Source organism: Halomonas sp. FeN2, assembly GCF_020595105.1.
Taxonomy (GTDB): Bacteria; Pseudomonadota; Gammaproteobacteria; order Pseudomonadales; family Halomonadaceae; genus Vreelandella; species Vreelandella neptunia.
Window position 1 is genome coordinate 4375439 of record NZ_CP074200.1, and the last position, 18820, is coordinate 4394258.

Sequence of the window (18820 nt, forward strand, 5' to 3'; positions counted from 1 at the left end):
AGAGACAGTCAAAAGGCATCAAACGCAGCTTTTACCCAGTTAAACTCAAGGTTGGGCGGCTTGCCCGTTATCGCTAGGATATCAAAGCGGCAGGGTGATAAAAGCCCGCCGCGGGCGATATAAAGCCTTGCTGCACGCACCAGGCGCTGCTGCTTCTGATAAGTGACGGTTTCCAGCGGATGCCCGTAGCGCGTCGTGGTGCGGTGTTTGACCTCAATAAAGACGAGAATATCGCCATCGCGCATTACCAAGTCAAGTTCACCCCCTTTGACGTAATGATTCTGCGTGACAAGGGTGAGCCCCTGTTGGCGCAGCCATTGAGCGGCAAGCTGCTCAATGGCTGCGCCGCGGGCACGGGCGGTGTGGGCGTTAGTCGTCACTGTCGTCCAGGTTTGGGATTAAAATGGGCGAGGGCACGCCGTTCTGGAACTTGGCCCAGGGCAGCTCGCGGTAGATGCGTCCATCGTCGCTTAAGTAGAGTGCGCCGGTACTGCCATTCAGGCCGTTCAGCTCGCCAAGATTGGAAAAGCGGATAGCCAGCTCGTAAGCATCAACGCCCATTGCCATCAGGCGGAACATGGAGGCGTCTGATTCATCCCGCAGGCTTTGGTAGGTAGATGCAAAGGGCAGAGCCTCTTCGCCACCGACGGCTGCATCAGGGATCTGCCAGGGGATATCCACGAACATAACATCGTTTAGATCTTGGTCAAGGCGTGTCTGCAGGCGCCCTTCATGCAAATGTGAAGTGGCATAGATCGGCAGGTCGGGGGCGTAGTAGTAATCCATGGTCGGCGGCACCTGGCGCGCGTACTCGGGCAGTGCGAGCAGGAATAGAGCGTCAATATTGCTTAGGCGCGCGCGATCACCGCTGACATTGAGAGCGGTTTGTACGGCATTGGAGACCGAACTCTCAGGGTTGTAGCGCACGGCGTTGGTGATTTCGCCACCCTGGCTGTGCCACTCATTCCAGAAGGCTTCGCCTACGCGGCGGCCCCAGCCGTTATCGGGAACCATCATGGAGACTTGGCGGTGCCCATCCTGCCAAGCGCGGCGGGCAACTTGGCGTGCTTCATCTTCAGCTGAAAGGCCGTACTGAAACAGGCGCTGGGCTTGATTGTTTTCACCGCTGCCATAGTTGAGTGCCAGTGTAGGGAGCGGCACGCTATCACGTTGCTCTAGTTGGGTGACTTGATCCTTATCTAGTGGGCCAATGATTAACTGCGCATTCATCTGCTGTGCGCGATCATAAAGCTCATCCATCGAGTAGCGCGAGGCGTCCAGAAAGCTCAGCTCGACGCTGCTGCCCTTGACGTCATGGTGCTGCCGCATGGCTGTGGCGATGGTGTTGGCGACGCTGCTAAGCGGGCCTGATTCGGGTAGTGCAACCACGATGCGGCGTATTTCCTGACCCTCAAGCTCTGGCAGCGCAACGCTCACTGCACCGCTGGGCTGATCAAGCGCCTCGCGGGCCCAGCGCTGGCGCTCTTCAAGTCGCGCCTGCTGGTTGGCCTGCATCGGCAGTTCGTCGTCGAGTACCTGTGTGGCGCGCAGCACGGCACGAGGTTCATCCAACGCGCGGGCAAGCTCGGAAAATAGCAGCGCCCAGCGTACCCGGTCGGGTTCTGAGAGCAAGCTTTCATCGATCCCATCGGCGGTTTCGAAGGCTTTGTCGCGCTCACCTTGGCGGGCCAGAATATTAGCCGCTTCCAGACGTGTTTTCGCGGCTTGCTCTGGCGCTTGCTGTTCCGCTTGGCTGAGTAACTGGCCAGGGTCTTCATCGGGCACTCGATCTACCACACTAGGCGATTGCATCGCACAGCCAGCAACGAGAAATGCCATGAGGGCAGCGGTGAGTAAGCCACGTAATGACTGTTTCATGTATCCTTCCTTAGGTTTCCATTTGCGCTGTCGCTGCTTGTCAGCGATTGACCAAGCCACTGCACAAGCATAGCGCACCAGCAGGGCAAGCCATCAACGAATTGAGAGTCAACAATGACAGACGATAATCCGGGCACATTGTACGTGGTTGCCACGCCAATTGGGAATTTGGATGACTTAACCGCGCGTGCCGCTCGGGTGTTAGGACAAGTTTCGCGTATTGCGGCTGAAGATACCCGCCACAGTGGGCGCCTGTTGGCGCACTTGGGACTAAACAAGCCAATGCTCTCTTTGCACGAGCACAACGAAGCGCGCCGGGTGGATACTTTGGATAGCTATCTCGCTGCAGGTGAAGATATTGCCCTGATCAGTGACGCCGGAACACCGTTGATTAGCGATCCCGGCTTTGTGCTGGTACGTGAGTTGCGGGCACGCAATCGCCATATTGTGCCAATTCCCGGCCCCTGTGCCCTGATTACTGCGCTGTCAGGGGCGGGCCTGCCAACAGACCGCTTTGTATTTGCCGGTTTTCTGCCTGCTAAGCCGGGCGCAAGGCGCCAAGCATTGGAGAGTTGGAAAACCCGCGAAGAGACGCTGGTGTTTTATGAATCTCCTCACCGTATCGTGCACACTCTTGAGGCGCTGCAGGAGCAAATGGCGGATCGCGATGTGGTATTGGCGCGTGAGCTAACCAAAACCTTCGAAACGTTTCTGCACGGTACCCCTGCGTCGCTATTGGCGCAGTTGACCGCTGATCCTAATCAAGCACGCGGCGAATTTGTGGTCATTGTTGCCGGGGCTCCGCCGGTTGAGCAGAGTGAGCGCCAGGATATATCAGCGGACGCCTTGCTGGAGGCGCTGCTGGCAGAGGGGGTTGGCGTGAAGCAGGGCGCTGCGATTGCCGCGCGAATGCTAGGTGGCCGCAAGCAAGTCTGGTACGCACGTTTGCAAGCAATTAAAGGTGAGCATTGAGGCAAATCGAGGGCGCTGGTATGCTTGCCGCCGGAGTTGGCCAGACAGTCGCCGCTAATACCCCTCAAAAGGTGTTGGGGGAGGAAAGTCCGGGCTCCATAGGGCAGAGTGCCAGGTAACGCCTGGGCGGCGCGAGCCGACGGAAAGTGCAGCAGAGAGTAGACCGCCTAAGCCCCTGAAATAAACCTCTGGGGCCGGTAAGGGTGAAAGGGTGCGGTAAGAGCGCACCGCGCGCCTGGTAACAGTGCGTGGCATGGTAAACCCCACTCGGAGCAAGACCAAATAGGGATCCAATGGCGTGGCCCGCGCTGGATCCGGGTAGGTTGCTTGAGCGCTGTGGTAACGCAGCGCCTAGAGGAATGGCTGTCCACGACAGAACCCGGCTTATCGGCCGACTCCCCCACTTAACGTACCAGAGCGTGTCCGCACGCTCTTTATTACGCTGTCACTATCATTTTGTGTGAGTAAAACATGCCTTCTCCTGACGCTGAACAGGTTGCTAACTGCTTTCGCCATACCAGCGTACTACTGGAAGGTGCTGTCGATGCCCTGGTGCACGATGCGCGAGGCGTCTATTTAGATGGCACCTTCGGGAGAGGCGGCCACTCACGATTGATCCTTGATCGTCTGGATGACCAGGGCCAACTGCTTGCGATGGATCGCGATCCCCAAGCGATTGCCGCGGCCGCTGAAATTGACGATTCACGCTTCCAGATCGCCCAGCGAGAATTTGCACAGCTAGCCGAGTTTGCCCGTGAACAGGGCGTATTTGGCAAGCTTTCCGGCGTGTTACTCGATGTTGGCGTGTCATCTCCTCAACTAGATGACCCCGAGCGCGGCTTCAGCTTTATGCGCGACGGCCCGCTGGATATGCGTATGGATCCTACCCAAGGGCAAAGTGTGGCTGATTTTCTGGCCCGGGCCAGTGAAGCAGATATTGCCTACGTGTTTAAAACCTATGGCGAAGAGCGCTATGCCAAGCGTTTGGCCCGCGCCGTGGTCACTCGTCGGGTTGAGAAGCCGTTTACCCATACGGTGGATCTGGCCGAGGTGTTGAAAGTAGCCCACCCCGCCTGGGAAAAAGGGCGCCACCCTGCCACGAAAGCGTTTCAAGGGCTGCGTATTTTCGTCAACGGCGAGCTTGAGCAGTTAGACAGCGCATTAGACGCCGCGCTAGAGGCGCTGGCGCCCGGTGGCCACTTAGTGGTTATCAGCTTTCACTCGTTGGAAGATCGTCGCGTGAAACGCTTTATTCGCCACCATGTCCGCGGCGATACCGACTTGCCGCGAGGGGTGCCGATTCGCGACGATCAATTGAATCGGCGTCTTGAAGCGCTCGGCAAAGGTGTGCGGCCGAGCGAGGAGGAAGTGGATGCCAATCCCCGCGCACGTAGTGCCGTCATGCGGGCTGCACGCAAACGGATGTAAATGTCGTCATGAGCATGGATCGGATTGAGCAGTGGGCAACCACGCTACGCACCGAATGGCCTTTCAAGCTGCGTCTGCGCGCCTGGCCGGTAGCTATTACGCTACTCTTTTTACTCTGCATAGCCTCTGGGCTGGGTGTGGTCGTCACTACTCATATGACGCGGGTTCAATTTGCTCAGTTGCAGCAGTTGGAGCAAGAAGAGAACCAGCTGCAAACGGAGTGGGGGCAACTGCTACTCGAAGAGGGTGCATGGTCAACGCCTGCCCGTATTGAACAAATTGCCACCGAGCGCTTGGGTATGCGGATCCCCGATGTCCATGATGTTGAGGTGATTCGACCATGAGAAGCGAACGTCGAGGTGGCACCTCGCGTCAGGCGCCGATTGCCCCTCCGCTCGGCGGCGGGCGGTTCATGTTTATTCTGCTGGCGATTGGCTTGGCATCGGTTATTTTGATTGGTCGGATTACCTTGCTGCAGGTTATTGACCGCCCTTTTCTACAAAGTCAGGGTGACGCACGTACTCTTCGCCACGAAACAATCCCTGCCCACCGCGGCATGATTACAGACCGCAATGGTGAACCATTGGCGATTTCCACGCCGGTGGTGACTCTTTGGGCCAATCCACAAGAACTTCCTGAAGATGCTATACAACGGGTAATGCTGGCCCAGGCGCTAGGCATGTCGCTGGGTGACTTCGAGGCTCGGGTAGCGCGCTTTAGCGAGCATGAGTTCATGTATTTGCGTCGCCAGATGACGCCCGCGGCGGCCCAGCAGATTCTTAATCTGCGTACGCCTGGCGTGTATCCGCAGCGCGAATATAAGCGTTATTACCCCGCTGGTGAGGTGGCCGCCCAACTGCTGGGGGTAACCAACGTTGACGATGTTGGTCAGGAAGGCTTGGAGCTATCTTATCAGCATTACCTGGCGGGGCGGCCAGGTCAGCGGCGGGTCATTAAGGATCGCCGCGGGCGCCTGGTTCGCGAGCTGGGGGTTATTGACGAAGCCCAGCCGGGTGGTGAACTGACCCTCTCTATTGATCAACGCATTCAATATATGGCTTATCGGGAACTGCGCGCAGCGGTGGCTGAGAATGAGGCTGATGGCGGCGTGCTGGTGATGATGGATGCCCGCACGGGAGAGGTGTTGGCTATGGCTAATTTGCCCTCCTACAACCCTAACAATCGAGCAGGGCTTGATCCGCGTGGTTTACGTAACCAGGCGTTGGTTGATGTATTTGAACCCGGTTCGGTGATGAAACCGCTAGCTATGGCTGCGGTGTTAGAGAGTGGCGTGGTGGATCGCAACGCTGTGGTTGATACGTCCCCCGGTTGGATGCGGTTGGATCAGTTCACCATTCGCGATTTCCGTAATTATGGCGAGCTGGATTTGGCTGGCATTCTGGAACATTCTTCGAATGTGGGGATGTCTCGACTGGCGCTGCGGTTGAGCGATACGGCGATTTGGGAAAAGTATAATCAGTTAGGGCTGGGGCAGGCACCAGGAACCGGTTTTCCTGGCGAATCTACTGGTAGCTTACCAGCACCGGTGCGCTGGTCGCGCAGCGAGCGGGCGACGCTCTCCTACGGTTACGGCTTGTCTGTGTCAGCGGTGCAGCTGGCGAGTGCCTACACGGCGCTAGCCAATGATGGCGTGCGTTTAACACCCTCACTGCTACGCCTTTCTGAACCACCCCAAGGCGTTCCTGCGATAGAGCCCTCGGTTGCCAATGACCTATTGCGGATACTGGAAACTTCCGTTGCGGCCTATACTGGCGGGCGGCGAGCTCGCGTCGAGGGCTATCGCGTCGGAGGGAAAACAGGCACGGTGCGTAAAATAGGCCAGCAGGGCTACACCACCGATGCATACCGCAGCGTCTTTGCCGGTATTGCCCCTATTTCTGACCCGCGTATTGTCACAGTGGTAATGATTGATCACCCCAAAGCAGGCGAATTTTACGGCGGCGCTGTTGCCGCTCCGGTTTTTTCCAGTGTGACGGGGAATGCTTTACGCTTGCTGGACGTTCCGCCAGATCATGAGGCGGAGTAGTTTTTTTAAGGAGATGGCATGACGCTGAGTCCAGGCGAAGTATTAACGTCGCTCGCGAAAGTATGGCCCAAGTCACCGCTGCCCACTGACCTGCCCAAGCTGCCGGATCAGGTGCGCATGGAAATGAACTCGCGCAAGCTCGCCAAGGGCGACATTTTTGTGGCCGTGCCTGGCAGCCAGCGTGACGGGCGTGATTTCATCGAGCAAGCCCTTGAGGCTGGGGCTTCGCTTGTTTTAGCGCAGGGGACTCACGGCGATGTGCAGCTTGAGGGGCGGGTGCTGAAGCTGCCTCATTTGTCGTCGCGTTTAGGCGAGCTAGGGCGGGCACTGTATAAAGTGCCCAGTGACCTGGAAGTCATTGCGGTGACCGGCACCAATGGCAAAAGCTCTGTCACTCACTATATTGCTGCCCTCAGCGAGGCGTTGGGAACCCCGGCGGGCCTTGTCGGCACCTTAGGCGTGGGGCGCCCAGGAGAATTGAGCGATAGTGGCTTAACCACGCCTGGCCCCTTGGCGCTGCAGGCGACGCTGGGTGAGTTGGCCCAACAGGGGGTGAAGCGCGTTGCCCTCGAAGCCTCTTCCCACGCTCTGGATCAATACAGATTGGACGCGGTCAACGTTAGCGTGAGTGTGTTTACCAATCTTACCCGCGACCATTTGGATTACCACGGCAGCATGGCCGCCTACGCGGCCTCGAAAGCCAAGCTGTTTCGCCGCTCTGAGCTAACTTTGGCGGTAGTGAATGGGGATGACCCCTTGGCGCGCTTAATGCTGGCTGGTATTAGTAGCCGCGTACGTGTGCTAGCTACCGGGCAAGATGAGGCCGTTACGTTTCGTGTGCTTGACTGGCAGGCGTTTGAGCAGGGGCAGCAGGCAATGATTGCGACCCCCGACGGCGAGAAAATGCTGCGCTTAACGTTAATGGGACGCTTTAATTTAGATAACGTCCTGCTGGCGATGGCCGTGCTGTACGGATTAGGCGAATCCCTCGATGCGCTGTTTGATGCAGCGACGTCGCTTACGCCTGTGCCCGGGCGTATGGAGCTGTATGGTGATATTGGCGCCCCAAGCGTTGTGGTGGATTACGCCCACACACCGGATGCCTTGAAAAGTGCCCTACAAGCGCTCCGTGCTCACTTGGGCGATGCGGGTGAACTATGGTGCGTCTTTGGTTGTGGCGGTGAGCGCGATACGGGTAAACGTGCTGAAATGGCCAGGGCCGCCGAGCAGTTGGCGGATCACGTCGTGGTCACCGACGATAACCCGCGAAATGAATCTGCCACGCAAATCCGTGAGCAGATCATGAGCGGATTCTCAGCGGCTGCGCAACCGATTGAAGTCGCTGATCGCCGCGAGGCCGTGGCAGCCGCTATTCAACAAGCTAGTGCTAAGGATGTGGTACTGATCGCAGGAAAAGGGCACGAGGCGTATCAGGAGATACAAGGGGTGCGCCATCCTTATACCGATAGCGAAGAGATTCAGCGCGCCTTTGTCCAGCGGAGATCGCAGTAATGCACTGGGCTCTTAGTCAAGTGGCTGCGGCGCTGTGTATCGAAGCGCCCTCAGACAGCGCTCAGTTAACCATTCATTCGGTTGTTACCGATAGCCGCAAAATTGAGCCTGGCTGCCTGTTTGTTGCCTTAAAAGGCGTCAGTTTTGACGGTCACGATTTTGTCGAGCGAGCCCACGCGCTTGGCGCAGCGGCGGCGTTGGTCGAGGCGCCTGTTGCCAGTGATTTACCCCAATTGGTGTGCCCCGATACTCGCTTAGCCCTGGGACTGTTAGCCGGTGCTCATCGGTGCGCATGGCACGGCCCCTTGGTAGCGGTAACCGGCAATAGCGGTAAAACCACGGTTAAAGAGATGTGTGCGGCACTGCTGACGCCCTTGGGCGAGGTGTTAGCGACCGAGGGCAATCTGAACAACGATTTCGGCGCGCCGCTGACCTTATTGCGATTGCGCCAACAGCATAAAGCTGCGGTGGTAGAGCTAGGTGCTAATCATCTAGGTGAAATTGCCTGGACGGCAGCGCTGGCACAGCCCGATATTGCGATTATCACCAATGTCACCGGCGCCCATGTGGGCGAATTTGGCGGCATGGGGCAGATCGCCCAGGCGAAAAGTGAACTGCTCGCCGGGCTAAGCGAACAGGGGGCGGCCATATTGAACCGCGATGATCACTATTACGCCTTTTGGGCGTCGCGTGCGGCCCCAAGGCGAGTGGTTAGCTTTGGCTTTCACCCTCAGGCAGATGTCAGCGCCTCAGAACTTTCCTGTGATCCTCAAGGGCGGTATGCTTTCACGCTACTGCAGCATGGTCAGGCGCTGGGCCAAGTGCGTTTGCCGCTACTCGGTAAGCACAATGTCAGCAATGCCTTAGCTGCCGCCGCTGCGGCATTAGCGCTAGGCGTGCCTCCAGAGCAGATCATTGAGCGCTTGGAGTCGCTGCAAGCGCTAGCGGGTAGGCTAACCGTGGTGTCCGGTTTGCGGGGTGCCAAGCTGCTGGATGACACATACAATGCCAACCCGGGGGCGGTCAAAGCGGCCCTGGATACCCTGGCCAGTTTCCCAACCCCACGCTGGTGTGCATTAGGGGCGATGGGCGAGCTAGGGGACGAGGCGGCAGCGCTGCACGCGGATATTGGACGCTACGCCGCTGAGCTTGGCATTGATGAGCTGTTGACACTGGGCGACGCCGCACGCGCTGCCAGTGAGGCCTTTGGTCGTGGGCTGCATTTTAACGATCACGAGGCGCTAACGCGCCATGTCACTAATACTTTGCCGCCGGACACCACTTTACTGGTGAAAGGATCGCGCAGTGCGGGCATGGAACATGTCATTAATGCACTGCGTTCGGATAAATAAGGTAAACGCCGTTCATGTTACTTCACTTGGCGAATTTTCTGTCGCAGTACCAATCTGATTTTCAGGTAGTCAATTATTTAACCCTGCGCGTGATTTTAGGCGCTCTCACTTCGTTAATGCTCTGCTTGTGGCTAGGGCCATGGATGATCCGCAAGCTGGTAGAAGGGCAAATTGGTCAATCCGTGCGTGACGATGGCCCACAGTCCCATCTTTCCAAGGCGGGCACCCCGACCATGGGTGGGGCAATGATTTTGTTGGCCATCGCCATGAGTACCTTGTTATGGGGTGACTTAACCAATCTCTATATTTGGGTGGTGTTAGGTGTCACGCTGGGCTTTGGTGCCATCGGCTGGGTCGATGATTACCGCAAAGTAGTGGAAAAAAACCCCCGTGGCCTACCCGCCCGCTGGAAGTATTTCTGGCAGTCGGTGGTGGGGCTTGGGGCGGCAGTGCTGCTCTATTTGACCGCCTCAACGCCGGTAGAAACCAGCTTGTTAGTGCCAATGTTTAAAGAGGTTGCGCTGCCGCTGGGCCTGTTCTACATCGTGCTTACCTACTTCGTGATTGTGGGCAGCTCCAATGCGGTTAATTTAACCGATGGTCTCGATGGCTTGGCGATTATGCCTACGGTACTGGTGGCCATGGGCTTATCAGTGTTTGCTTATGCCAGCGGTAATACTCTGTTTGCTGACTACCTGCATATTCCGTTTATTGCGGGCACCGGCGAGCTGGCGGTTTTTTGTGCCACCATTGCTGGTGCCGGGCTCGGCTTTTTATGGTTCAACACTTACCCCGCCCAGGTCTTTATGGGTGACGTAGGCGCTTTGGCATTAGGAGCTGCGTTAGGCGTGGTGGCAGTGATCGTGCGTCAGGAGATCGTGCTGTTTATTATGGGCGGTATTTTTGTCATGGAGACGGTGTCGGTCATTCTTCAGGTGGGATCCTATAAGCTCACCGGGCGACGCATCTTCCGCATGGCGCCATTGCATCACCACTATGAATTGAAAGGTTGGCCTGAGCCGCGGGTAATCGTGCGTTTTTGGATCATTACCGTGGTACTGGTGCTGCTCGGCCTCGCAACGCTCAAGGTTCGTTAATGAAATTTCGTTAATGCAAATGGCCAAGAGTGGAATGACGGGTTGAGAGCACTAGGCGAGAGGGGGCCGGTGATGGTTCGAGTTGCTAAAGGTTTAACGCTAGTTGTTGGGCTAGGCCTGTCGGGTCGAGCGATATGCCGCCATTTAAGCCGCTTAAAAGTGCCCTACATGGTAGCGGATACGCGTGCCGAACCTCCGGGATTGGATGACTTTAAAGCCGCTCACCCGGGGGTCGACATTCACTGCGGCCCGTTATCGTCGCTGGATCTGCGTGATGTTGAAGAGGTGGTGATTAGCCCTGGGCTTGATCCGAGAATGCCGGGCTTGAAAGAGCTTGCGGATCAGCAAAACCCGCGTACAGGCGACCCGATGGTAGTGGGCGAAATTGCTCTGTTTGTACGTGCTGCTAACGCCCCCATTGCTGCTATCACCGGATCCAACGCCAAGTCTACGGTCACTTCGTTGCTAGGAGAGATGGCCGCTGCTGCTGGTATTAATGCAGCGGTGGGAGGGAATCTTGGTACCCCCGCGTTGGATCTGTTGGCCAGCCATCCCGATGCCGCGCTGTATATCTTAGAGCTTTCAAGCTTTCAGCTTGAAATGACGCCCTACCTGGGCGCCAGCTGTGCTGCCTTTCTGAACTTGTCCGAAGACCACCTGGATCGTCATGGTGATATGCACGGTTATCGCGCCGCGAAACAGCGTATTTTTATGGGTGCCGAGCAGGCCGTGGCGAATGCCGATGATACTAACACGTGGCCTGAATATCCCGTTGACCAAGTGACTTACTTTACGCAAACAGCCTCAAAGGGGAACGAGTGGGGGCTGGCGTATCACCAGAGCAAATTGACGTTAATGCAGGGCTCCACCCCTTGGTTGGCTATTGATGAGTTAAAAATGGCCGGCCAGCACAATTACCTCAATGCTTTGGCGGCACTGGCCATGGGGCAGGCGCTGGGCTTTGCGGCTGAGCCCATGTGCAGCGCGCTACGGGAATTTAAAGGTTTAGAACACCGTAGTGAAGTCATTGCGCAGATTAATGGCGTTACCTGGGTCAATGACACCAAGGGTACCAATGTGGGTGCTACCTTGGCGGCCATTAATGGCATTGGCGCTACGCTGGAAGGTCGTTTGATTCTGTTGGCGGGTGGGGTAGGTAAGGGGGCTGATTTTTCCCCTTTAGCTGAGCCGCTGTCGAAGTGCGCGCGGCACGTACTGCTATTTGGTTTAGATGCCCCGCGGCTAGCTGACGCCTTGATTGAATACGTCAGCATTCAGCAGGTGGAGAATTTAACCCAGGCGATGGAGGCAGCCTTTGAGCTTGCCCAGCCGGGCGACTGCGTGTTGCTATCGCCCGCTTGCGCGAGTCTGGATCAGTTTGTTAACTATCAGCAGCGCGGCGATGTATTCCGCCGCTGGGTGCAGCAACGGGCACTGCCTTCCACGGGGGGGGCGCCATGAGTCGACTTCAGCGTCTACGCACGGTGCTTACCACTCGTGATCTCCCCTGCGATGTATGGCTCATCGTAGCAGCGGTTGCCTTGGCGGGGTTGGGCTGGGTCATGGTTAGCTCAGCGTCGATTGGCTTGCTGGAAGATACCTATCACTACTCACGTCAGCACGGCGTTTTCCTGGTGCTGGCCATCCTGGCCTGCGTATTTATGCTCTGCGTGCCGCTTGAAGTGTGGCGCCAAAACGCAGCGCTGATTCTGCTCGCCACTATTTTTCTATTGGTTTTGGTGCTGATTATTGGTCAGGAGATCAATGGTAGTAAGCGCTGGATAGCGTTGCCGGGGCCCTTGCCAAGTTTACAGGTCTCTGAATTTGCCAAAGTCGGGCTAATTTTCTATATGGCGGCGTTTATGTCGCGTTTTACCTACGATCTGCGTCGCCGAGCGTTCAGCATGTGGCGCCCTCTGGCTGTGCTGGCCGTACCGGTTGGGCTGCTATTTTTAGCACCTGATTTCGGCGGGATGGTGGTCTTTACCGTCTGCGTGATTGGCATGCTGATGATGTGCGGTGCCTCGCTGGTGCTGCTGGTTGGAAGCGGACTGCTGCTCGGCTCCGGGGCGGTTGTCATGGTGTTGATCGAACCCTATCGGCTGGCCCGGTGGACCAGTTTTTTAGACCCCTGGGCCGATCAGTTTGCGACCGGCTACCAGTTAACCCAAGCATTAATCGCCTTCGGTCGGGGCCATGTAACGGGCACCGGCCTGGGTAACAGTGTGCAAAAATTACACTATCTGCCCGAGGCGCATACCGACTTTATATTTGCGGTGATTGCTGAAGAGCTGGGCATGATCGGCGCGATTATCGTCGTGCTGTTGTTCACTCTATTGATTGCCCGCGCTATGTGGATAGGGCGCAAAGCTGAGCTGGCAGGGCATCTATTTGGCGCTTATGTAAGCTATGGTATCGGCTTTGTCGTAGCCGCCCAGGCGTTTATTAACATGGCGGTAAGTTCCGGGCTGTTGCCGACTAAAGGGTTAACGCTGCCGCTAATGAGCTATGGCGGCTCTAGCCTGCTAGTGACAGGCATAATGGTAGGGCTACTGCTGCGCACGGATGCTGAAACACGTCATCGGCCTCGGCGCGCTTCCACACCTTATAAATCCCGCCATGAACCGCGTTTATCGTAACGCTATGCCGCTTGGTGTTATCAGGAGTTTGATGTGACGACTAACGTTAGCCGACGAGTACTGATTATGGCGGGGGGCACCGGCGGCCACGTGTTCCCAGCCTTGTCACTCGCCAACGCTTTGCAGGAACACCAGGTCGACGTTGAGTGGTTGGGTAGCCCTAGAGGAATTGAAAACCGCTTGGTGCCTGAAGCGGGGATTAAATTACATACAATTGCGGTTAGCGGGCTGCGCGGCAATGGCTTGACGGGCTGGCTAAAAGCACCGCTAAACCTTAGCCGTGCGGTACTGCAGGCGCGTGCGGTTATTCGCGATTTCAAGCCTCATGTGGTGGTCGGCTTGGGTGGCTTTGCCAGTGGTCCTGGCGGGTTAGCCGCTTGGCTGACGCGCGTTCCTTTAGTAATCCATGAGCAGAACGCCGTGGCTGGCCTGACCAATCGCGTGCTGTCGCGGCTTGCCAAGCGTACCTATGCCGCTTTCCCCGAGGCTTTTGGGGCGCGTGCCGACGTCATTGGCAACCCAGTGCGTGACGATATCGCTGCTTTAGGGAACATGCCAAGAGATGCGGAGAGCCTCTCTGCAAGGCCTCTGCGTTTGCTGGTGGTTGGAGGCTCGCTCGGCGCTGTCGCCCTTAACGAGCGCTTGGCCCCTGCGTTGGCAGCTCTGCCCATTGATCGGCGACCCCAGGTGCGCCATCAGGCGGGTAAAGACCGTGAAAAAACCACTGCTGAAAATTATCAGCAGCACGGCGTGAGTGCCGAGGTTTGCCCTTTTATTGACGATATGGCCGCTGCCTACGAGTGGGCCGACTTAGTGGTGTGTCGCTCAGGTGCCCTGACTGTGGCGGAGTTGGCAGCTGCGGCCAAGCCAGCGCTGCTAGTGCCTTTCCCCTTTGCAGTTGATGACCATCAGCGGATCAACGCCCAGGTGCTAGTCAAAGCGGGAGCGGCAAAGTGTGTGGTTCAGTCTGAGCTCACCGTTGAGCGGTTAAGTGAATTTTTAAATCAATTGCTCGTCCCGAACACCCTGGCTGCGATGGCGGCGAATGCGCGCCAGGCCGCCCATTTAGACGCCACGAAGCGCTTGGCTGAAGGGTGTTTGGCGATGGTGCCGTTAGGAGACTCTGCGTGATCGATTCAGACAAAACCATGACACCCTCACGTTCTGCCGCTGGCCCCGGCATGCGCCGAATTCGGCGACTCCATTTTGTCGGCATTGGTGGCGCAGGGATGTGCGGTATTGCGGAGGTGCTGGCCAATCAGGGCTACACCGTTAGCGGCAGTGATGTGAAAACCTCCTCGGTGGTGGAGCGATTACGTCAATGTGGGGTCAATGTGGCGATCGGTCATGCGGAAGCCAATGTGGAAGGCGCTGATGTGGTGGTGGTGTCCAGTGCCATTGATGAAACCAATCCAGAGATACGCTGGGCCCATGAGCATCGTGTACCGGTGGTACGTCGGGCTGAAATGCTCGCTGAGCTAATGCGTTTTCGTCACGGCATCGCCGTAGCCGGCACCCATGGCAAAACCACCACGACCAGCTTAACGGCAACCCTGCTGGCCGAAGGAGGGCTTGATCCCACCTTTGTGATTGGCGGGAAATTAACCAGTGCAGGTGCTAATGCACGCTTAGGCGAGGGCGATTACTTGGTTGCCGAAGCCGATGAGTCGGACGCCTCCTTTTTGCACTTGCAGCCGATGGTATCGATTGTCACCAATATCGATGCTGACCATATGGCAACCTATGGGGGCGACTTTGAGCGGTTAAAAAGCACCTTTATCGAATTTCTACACAACTTGCCGTTTTATGGCTTGGCTGTGCTATGTATCGATGACCCCCATGTGCGCGTGCTTTGTGAGCAGGTGAAGCGGCAGTTCGTGACCTATGGGTTTGATAGCGATGCCGATTACCGGATTGTTGATTTTGCCCAGCGTGGTGGTGAAGTGTCGTTCACTGCGCTACGCCCTGGTGGCGCTGCGCCGTTAGATGTCCGCTTGGCCATGCCGGGTCGCCACAATGCTTTAAACGCCATGGCGGCGATTGTAGTGGCTACCGATTCGGGCGTGAGTGATAGCGCTATTCTAAGCGGTCTGGCAGGTTTTGCTGGGGTTGGTCGACGTTTCCAGGTGCATGGTCATTTCCCGGCACCTCAAGGTGGGGGCGACATCATGCTGGTGGATGATTATGGCCACCATCCCCGTGAAGTTGACATGGTCATTCAGGCGATTCGCGCCGGATGGCCGGATCGTCGCCTGGTTATGCTTTATCAGCCCCATCGTTACAGCCGTACCCGCGACTTATACGAAGATTTTGTCAGGGTGCTTTCTCAAGTCGATACGCTGGTGCTGCTCGATGTATACAGTGCCGGTGAAGCGGTTATTCCTGGTGCCGAAGGAAGAACCTTGGCGGGTTCTATTCGTCAACGTGGTGACGTCGACCCACTATTTGTCGAACATAAACACGAACTACCTGCGCTGTTAACCAACGTATTGCGCCCAGGTGATATTTTAATAACCCAGGGTGCTGGTGATGTGGGGGGGATTTCCCTTCGCTTGGCCCAGGCACAGTTAGCGATGAGCGAGGTGGATCTGTGAGTGTTGACATAGCAACCCCCCAGTCTCTTGAAAAAGTCGTTGTCGTTTACGGTGGCACCTCCGCTGAACGCGAGGTATCGCTGAAAAGCGGTGCGGCGGTGCTTGAGGCGCTACAACGCAAAGGTGTCAATGCCTGCGGCTATGATCCCCGTGACAAAGGCCTAGTAGGGTTGGAGCAACTTGCTCCCTCCCTGGTGTTTGTGGCTCTGCATGGCCGCGGTGGGGAGGACGGCACGCTACAGGGGGCGCTAGAGCTGCTCGACATTCGCTATACCGGCAGTGGGGTGCTTGCTTCGGCCCTGGGCATGGATAAGCAGCGCACCAAGCAGGTGTGGAGTGCGGTTGGGCTACCCACCCCTGAAAGTATTATGTTAGAGGCAACGTCGGAGTGGTCAACGGTGGTCGAGCAACTTGGCTTGCCGTTGATTGTGAAGCCTGTGCATGAGGGCTCGACGCTGGGTATTAGCATCGTTAAAAATCAGGCCGCGCTTGAGGCGGCCTATCATGAGGCCGCCCAGTTCGACGCCCGCGTGATGGCGGAGCGTTTTGTGGTGGGTGAAGAGTATACCGTTGCGCTGCTAGGTGATCGGGTGTTACCGGCGATTCGTGTTGAAGTGCCTGGCGGTTTCTACGACTACGAAGCCAAATATATCGCTAATACTACCCAGTACCATTTGCCCTGTGGCTTGTCGGCACAGCATGAGGCTGAGCTTGCATTGCTCTGCCAGCAGGCGTTTGCCGCTATTGGTGGCGCAGGGTGGGGTCGGGTTGATGTCATGCGTGATAGTGAAGGGCGTTTTTGGCTACTGGAGGTCAACACGGTGCCTGGTATGACCGATCATAGTTTGGTTCCTCAAGCGGCGGCTCATGCGGGCATTGGCTTTGATGATCTAGTGCTGCAAATACTCAACACCGCAGGCGAGCAGTTTACAGCATGAGTAACAACTTATTTAAAAGCGCCTTTTTAAAAGTGCCTTATGAAAAGGCGTAACGCTTGGTTGGGAATTCTACTGCTGGCGCTACTTATGGGCGCTGGCGGACGGGCGCTTTGGCTGTGGCTAGATCGTCCGATTGAGCGGGTATCTATTCGCGGTGAATGGGAGTACGTAAGCGCCGACTACCTGCGTACTCAGTTGGCGCCACTGGTCGTCGATGCTACTTGGCTGTCAGCAGATTTGGGTGAATTGCGCGACCGTGCTCTACAGGTGGGCTGGTTGAATGAAGTGCGCATTTCCCGTGAGTGGCCGAATGCGCTGGTGTTTGAGCTGGTTGAGCAGCAGCCTGTCGCACGCTGGAATGATGACTTCTTGCTGAACCCTGAAGGCGAGCCATTCGCTTTTGCGCCATTATCACCACCCGCCGGCTTGCCCGATCTCGCTGGCCCTGCTGGCAGCAGTGAAGAAGTGTTGGACTATTACCATCGGTTAAAACTTCACTTTGAACAGTTATCGTTGAGCCTTACTCAACTTCGTTTAGAGCCGCGTGGTGCCTGGCGGCTGCAATTAAACGATGGTGCTTGGGTGATGTTAGGCCGGCGTCAGCATGAAGTACGCTTGGCAAGGTTGTCGGCTTCATGGCAACGGGAGTTGTCGTCTCTTGGGGATCAGATTCGCTATATTGATCTGCGCTACCCTAATGGTGTTGCCGTTGCGTGGCATGGAGAAAGTGAATTTGCTGTGCAAGATGAGTAACACTCCTATTACTTTATGCAAATAAGGTGTAAAAGTGAGTGGTTGCCATCGTTGAAAAGGCCAATAATCGGCTTTAAATTGCTTCCCAAGCCTATTATTGTGGGTATGTACTAGTCGTATTGCGACTATTGTTTCTATACTATGGGCTGGGTGCGGGTTAAATAGTTTTTAATTTCGACTATTGGTACTTAGCGATTGTCTGAAAAACAGCACTGAGTATTTTGGGTAGCACGCTTTCAATGTTAAGCGTTGGTTTAAGCGCAGCCCTATTTATATTTACTTTTAACAATGACGCAAGGAGATTTCCCGACTCATGGCAGGCTCACCCAACGCATCCAATATGGTGGTCGGGCTGGACATTGGAACGTCCAAGGTCGTCGCGATAGTCGGTCAACCTACCGATGATGGCGGAATTGAAATTGCAGGTATTGGTTCGCATCCTTCGCGTGGTATGAAGCGTGGCGTGGTAATCAATATTGAATCAACGGTACAGTCTATTCAGCGCGCCGTTGAAGAAGCAGAATTAATGGCCGGTTGTGATATTCACTCGGTATACGTTGGCGTGGCAGGCAGCCACATTAGTTCAATGAACTCGGACGGCGTTGTAGCCATAAAAGAGCGTGAGGTAACGCCCTCCGATATTGAAAGGGTGATTGACTCCGCAAGGGCGCGCGCTATTTCAGAAGGCCAGCGAGTGCTGCATGTGCTGCCTCAAGAATTCTCGATTGATGCCCAGGGTGGCATTCGTGAGCCGCTTGGCATGTCCGGTGTGCGCTTGGAAGCGCAGGTTCACTTAGTGACAGCTGCATTAAACGCGGTGCAAAATATTGAGAAGTGTGTGCGCCGCTGCGGTCTTGAAGTTGATGCTATTATCTTAGAGCAGCTCGCCTCAAGTATGGCCGTGCTGACTGAAGATGAGCGTGAACTGGGCGTCTGTATGGTCGATATTGGTGGCGGAACCACTGATATGGCTATTTTCAGCGAAGGCGCCATACGCCATACGGCGGTGATTCCTATTGCCGGGGATCAAGTCACTAACGATATCGCCATGGCGTTGCGAACACCCACGCAGCACGCTGAAGAGATCAAAGTTAAATACGCTTGCGCGCTAACCCATTTAGCCGCCAGCGATGAAATGATTAAAGTACCTAGCGTAGGTGATCGTCCAGCGCGTGATCTATCGCGTCAAGCGCTCGCTGAAGTGGTAGAGCCACGCTACGAAGAGCTATTTACGCTAGTGAGAGACGAATTGCGCCGTAGTGGCTATGAAGACATGGTGGCTGCTGGGATAGTGCTCACCGGCGGTACCTCGCGTATGGAAGGGGTTAGCGAATTGGCAGAAGAGATTTTCCATATGCCCGTTCGTATCGCATGTCCGCAGAATGTGAGAGGTTTGGCGGACGTCGTTTGTAACCCCATTTATGCGACGGGCGTTGGTCTGCTGCATTATGCCTTGCAGGAAACGCGTCATGGGCAAGGTCTAAGAAGCCACGGGGGAGTGGTTGCAGCCCATAAGGGACGCAACGAGCTTGCCCGGCGTGATATCAAGGAAGACCATTCGGCGCTGGCAAGAATTAAAGGCTGGTTCAAAGGAAATTTCTGACAGGGCC

General features: G+C 56.2%; 16 protein-coding genes and 1 other RNA gene. 15 read left to right on the forward strand and 2 right to left on the reverse strand.

Going from position 1 to position 18820, the window contains the following annotated elements:
• Positions 1 to 8: 8 nt before the first annotated feature.
• The gene (locus KF947_RS20120) at positions 9 to 380 is read right to left on the reverse strand and encodes a YraN family protein (RefSeq protein WP_227404919.1); all 372 of its coding nucleotides are present in this window, start codon (positions 378 to 380) and stop codon (positions 9 to 11) included.
• Entirely contained in the window at positions 370 to 1878 is a 1509-nt protein-coding gene (locus KF947_RS20125) for a penicillin-binding protein activator (RefSeq protein ID WP_227404920.1), read from the reverse strand. The genes KF947_RS20120 and KF947_RS20125 overlap by 11 nt, the downstream gene beginning before the upstream one ends.
• Positions 1879 to 1992: 114 nt before the next feature.
• On the opposite strand from KF947_RS20125, the gene rsmI reads away from it, so the two are divergent.
• The 15 genes from rsmI (at position 1993) to ftsA (ending at position 18813) form a co-directional block, all read left to right on the forward strand.
• Positions 1993 to 2850: a 16S rRNA (cytidine(1402)-2'-O)-methyltransferase gene (gene rsmI, locus KF947_RS20130; RefSeq protein ID WP_133730468.1), complete on the forward strand. Its 858-nt coding sequence runs from the start codon at positions 1993 to 1995 to the stop codon at positions 2848 to 2850.
• Between the two features lie 32 nt (positions 2851 to 2882).
• An RNA gene (gene rnpB / locus KF947_RS20135) (RNase P RNA component class A) lies at positions 2883 to 3253 on the forward strand.
• Between the two features lie 68 nt (positions 3254 to 3321).
• Positions 3322 to 4278, forward strand: coding sequence for a 16S rRNA (cytosine(1402)-N(4))-methyltransferase RsmH (gene rsmH / locus KF947_RS20140; protein ID WP_133730469.1), 957 nt, complete (start codon positions 3322 to 3324; stop codon positions 4276 to 4278).
• An 8-nt stretch (positions 4279 to 4286) separates the two neighbouring features.
• Complete coding sequence (gene ftsL / locus KF947_RS20145; protein ID WP_133730470.1) at positions 4287 to 4622, forward strand: cell division protein FtsL; 336 nt, start codon at positions 4287 to 4289, stop codon at positions 4620 to 4622.
• Positions 4619 to 6325 carry a peptidoglycan D,D-transpeptidase FtsI family protein gene (locus KF947_RS20150; RefSeq protein WP_133730471.1) on the forward strand — a complete coding sequence of 569 codons (1707 nt, stop codon included), beginning with the start codon at positions 4619 to 4621 and terminating at the stop codon, positions 6323 to 6325. The genes ftsL and KF947_RS20150 overlap by 4 nt, the downstream gene beginning before the upstream one ends.
• Before the next feature lie 18 nt (positions 6326 to 6343).
• Positions 6344 to 7837 carry a UDP-N-acetylmuramoyl-L-alanyl-D-glutamate--2,6-diaminopimelate ligase gene (locus tag KF947_RS20155; RefSeq protein WP_227404921.1) on the forward strand — a complete coding sequence of 498 codons (1494 nt, stop codon included), beginning with the start codon at positions 6344 to 6346 and terminating at the stop codon, positions 7835 to 7837.
• On the forward strand, positions 7837 to 9189 hold the full coding sequence (locus KF947_RS20160) for a UDP-N-acetylmuramoyl-tripeptide--D-alanyl-D-alanine ligase (protein WP_227404922.1): 1353 nt from the start codon (positions 7837 to 7839) through the stop codon (positions 9187 to 9189). The genes KF947_RS20155 and KF947_RS20160 overlap by 1 nt, the downstream gene beginning before the upstream one ends.
• Positions 9190 to 9203: 14 nt before the next feature.
• On the forward strand, positions 9204 to 10286 hold the full coding sequence (gene mraY / locus KF947_RS20165) for a phospho-N-acetylmuramoyl-pentapeptide-transferase (protein ID WP_133730474.1): 1083 nt from the start codon (positions 9204 to 9206) through the stop codon (positions 10284 to 10286).
• A 72-nt stretch (positions 10287 to 10358) separates the two neighbouring features.
• Positions 10359 to 11747 (forward strand): UDP-N-acetylmuramoyl-L-alanine--D-glutamate ligase, encoded by a 1389-nt coding sequence (murD, locus tag KF947_RS20170; RefSeq protein WP_227404923.1) that lies wholly within the window; start codon positions 10359 to 10361, stop codon positions 11745 to 11747.
• Positions 11744 to 12925 (forward strand): putative lipid II flippase FtsW, encoded by a 1182-nt coding sequence (ftsW, locus tag KF947_RS20175; RefSeq protein ID WP_133730476.1) that lies wholly within the window; start codon positions 11744 to 11746, stop codon positions 12923 to 12925. Before murD ends, ftsW begins: the two co-directional genes overlap by 4 nt.
• A 33-nt stretch (positions 12926 to 12958) precedes the next feature.
• A complete protein-coding gene (gene murG / locus KF947_RS20180; RefSeq protein WP_133730477.1) occupies positions 12959 to 14056 on the forward strand; it encodes an undecaprenyldiphospho-muramoylpentapeptide beta-N-acetylglucosaminyltransferase in 1098 nt (365 codons plus the stop codon).
• 17 nt (positions 14057 to 14073) lie between these two features.
• On the forward strand, positions 14074 to 15519 hold the full coding sequence (murC, locus tag KF947_RS20185; RefSeq protein WP_227406324.1) for a UDP-N-acetylmuramate--L-alanine ligase: 1446 nt from the start codon (positions 14074 to 14076) through the stop codon (positions 15517 to 15519).
• On the forward strand, positions 15516 to 16457 hold the full coding sequence (locus KF947_RS20190; protein WP_133730478.1) for a D-alanine--D-alanine ligase: 942 nt from the start codon (positions 15516 to 15518) through the stop codon (positions 16455 to 16457). The genes murC and KF947_RS20190 overlap by 4 nt, the downstream gene beginning before the upstream one ends.
• Before the next feature lie 39 nt (positions 16458 to 16496).
• Complete coding sequence (locus KF947_RS20195; protein WP_133730479.1) at positions 16497 to 17210, forward strand: cell division protein FtsQ/DivIB; 714 nt, start codon at positions 16497 to 16499, stop codon at positions 17208 to 17210.
• 313 nt (positions 17211 to 17523) lie between these two features.
• Complete coding sequence (ftsA, locus tag KF947_RS20200; RefSeq protein ID WP_022523899.1) at positions 17524 to 18813, forward strand: cell division protein FtsA; 1290 nt, start codon at positions 17524 to 17526, stop codon at positions 18811 to 18813.
• Positions 18814 to 18820: the final 7 nt, after the last annotated feature.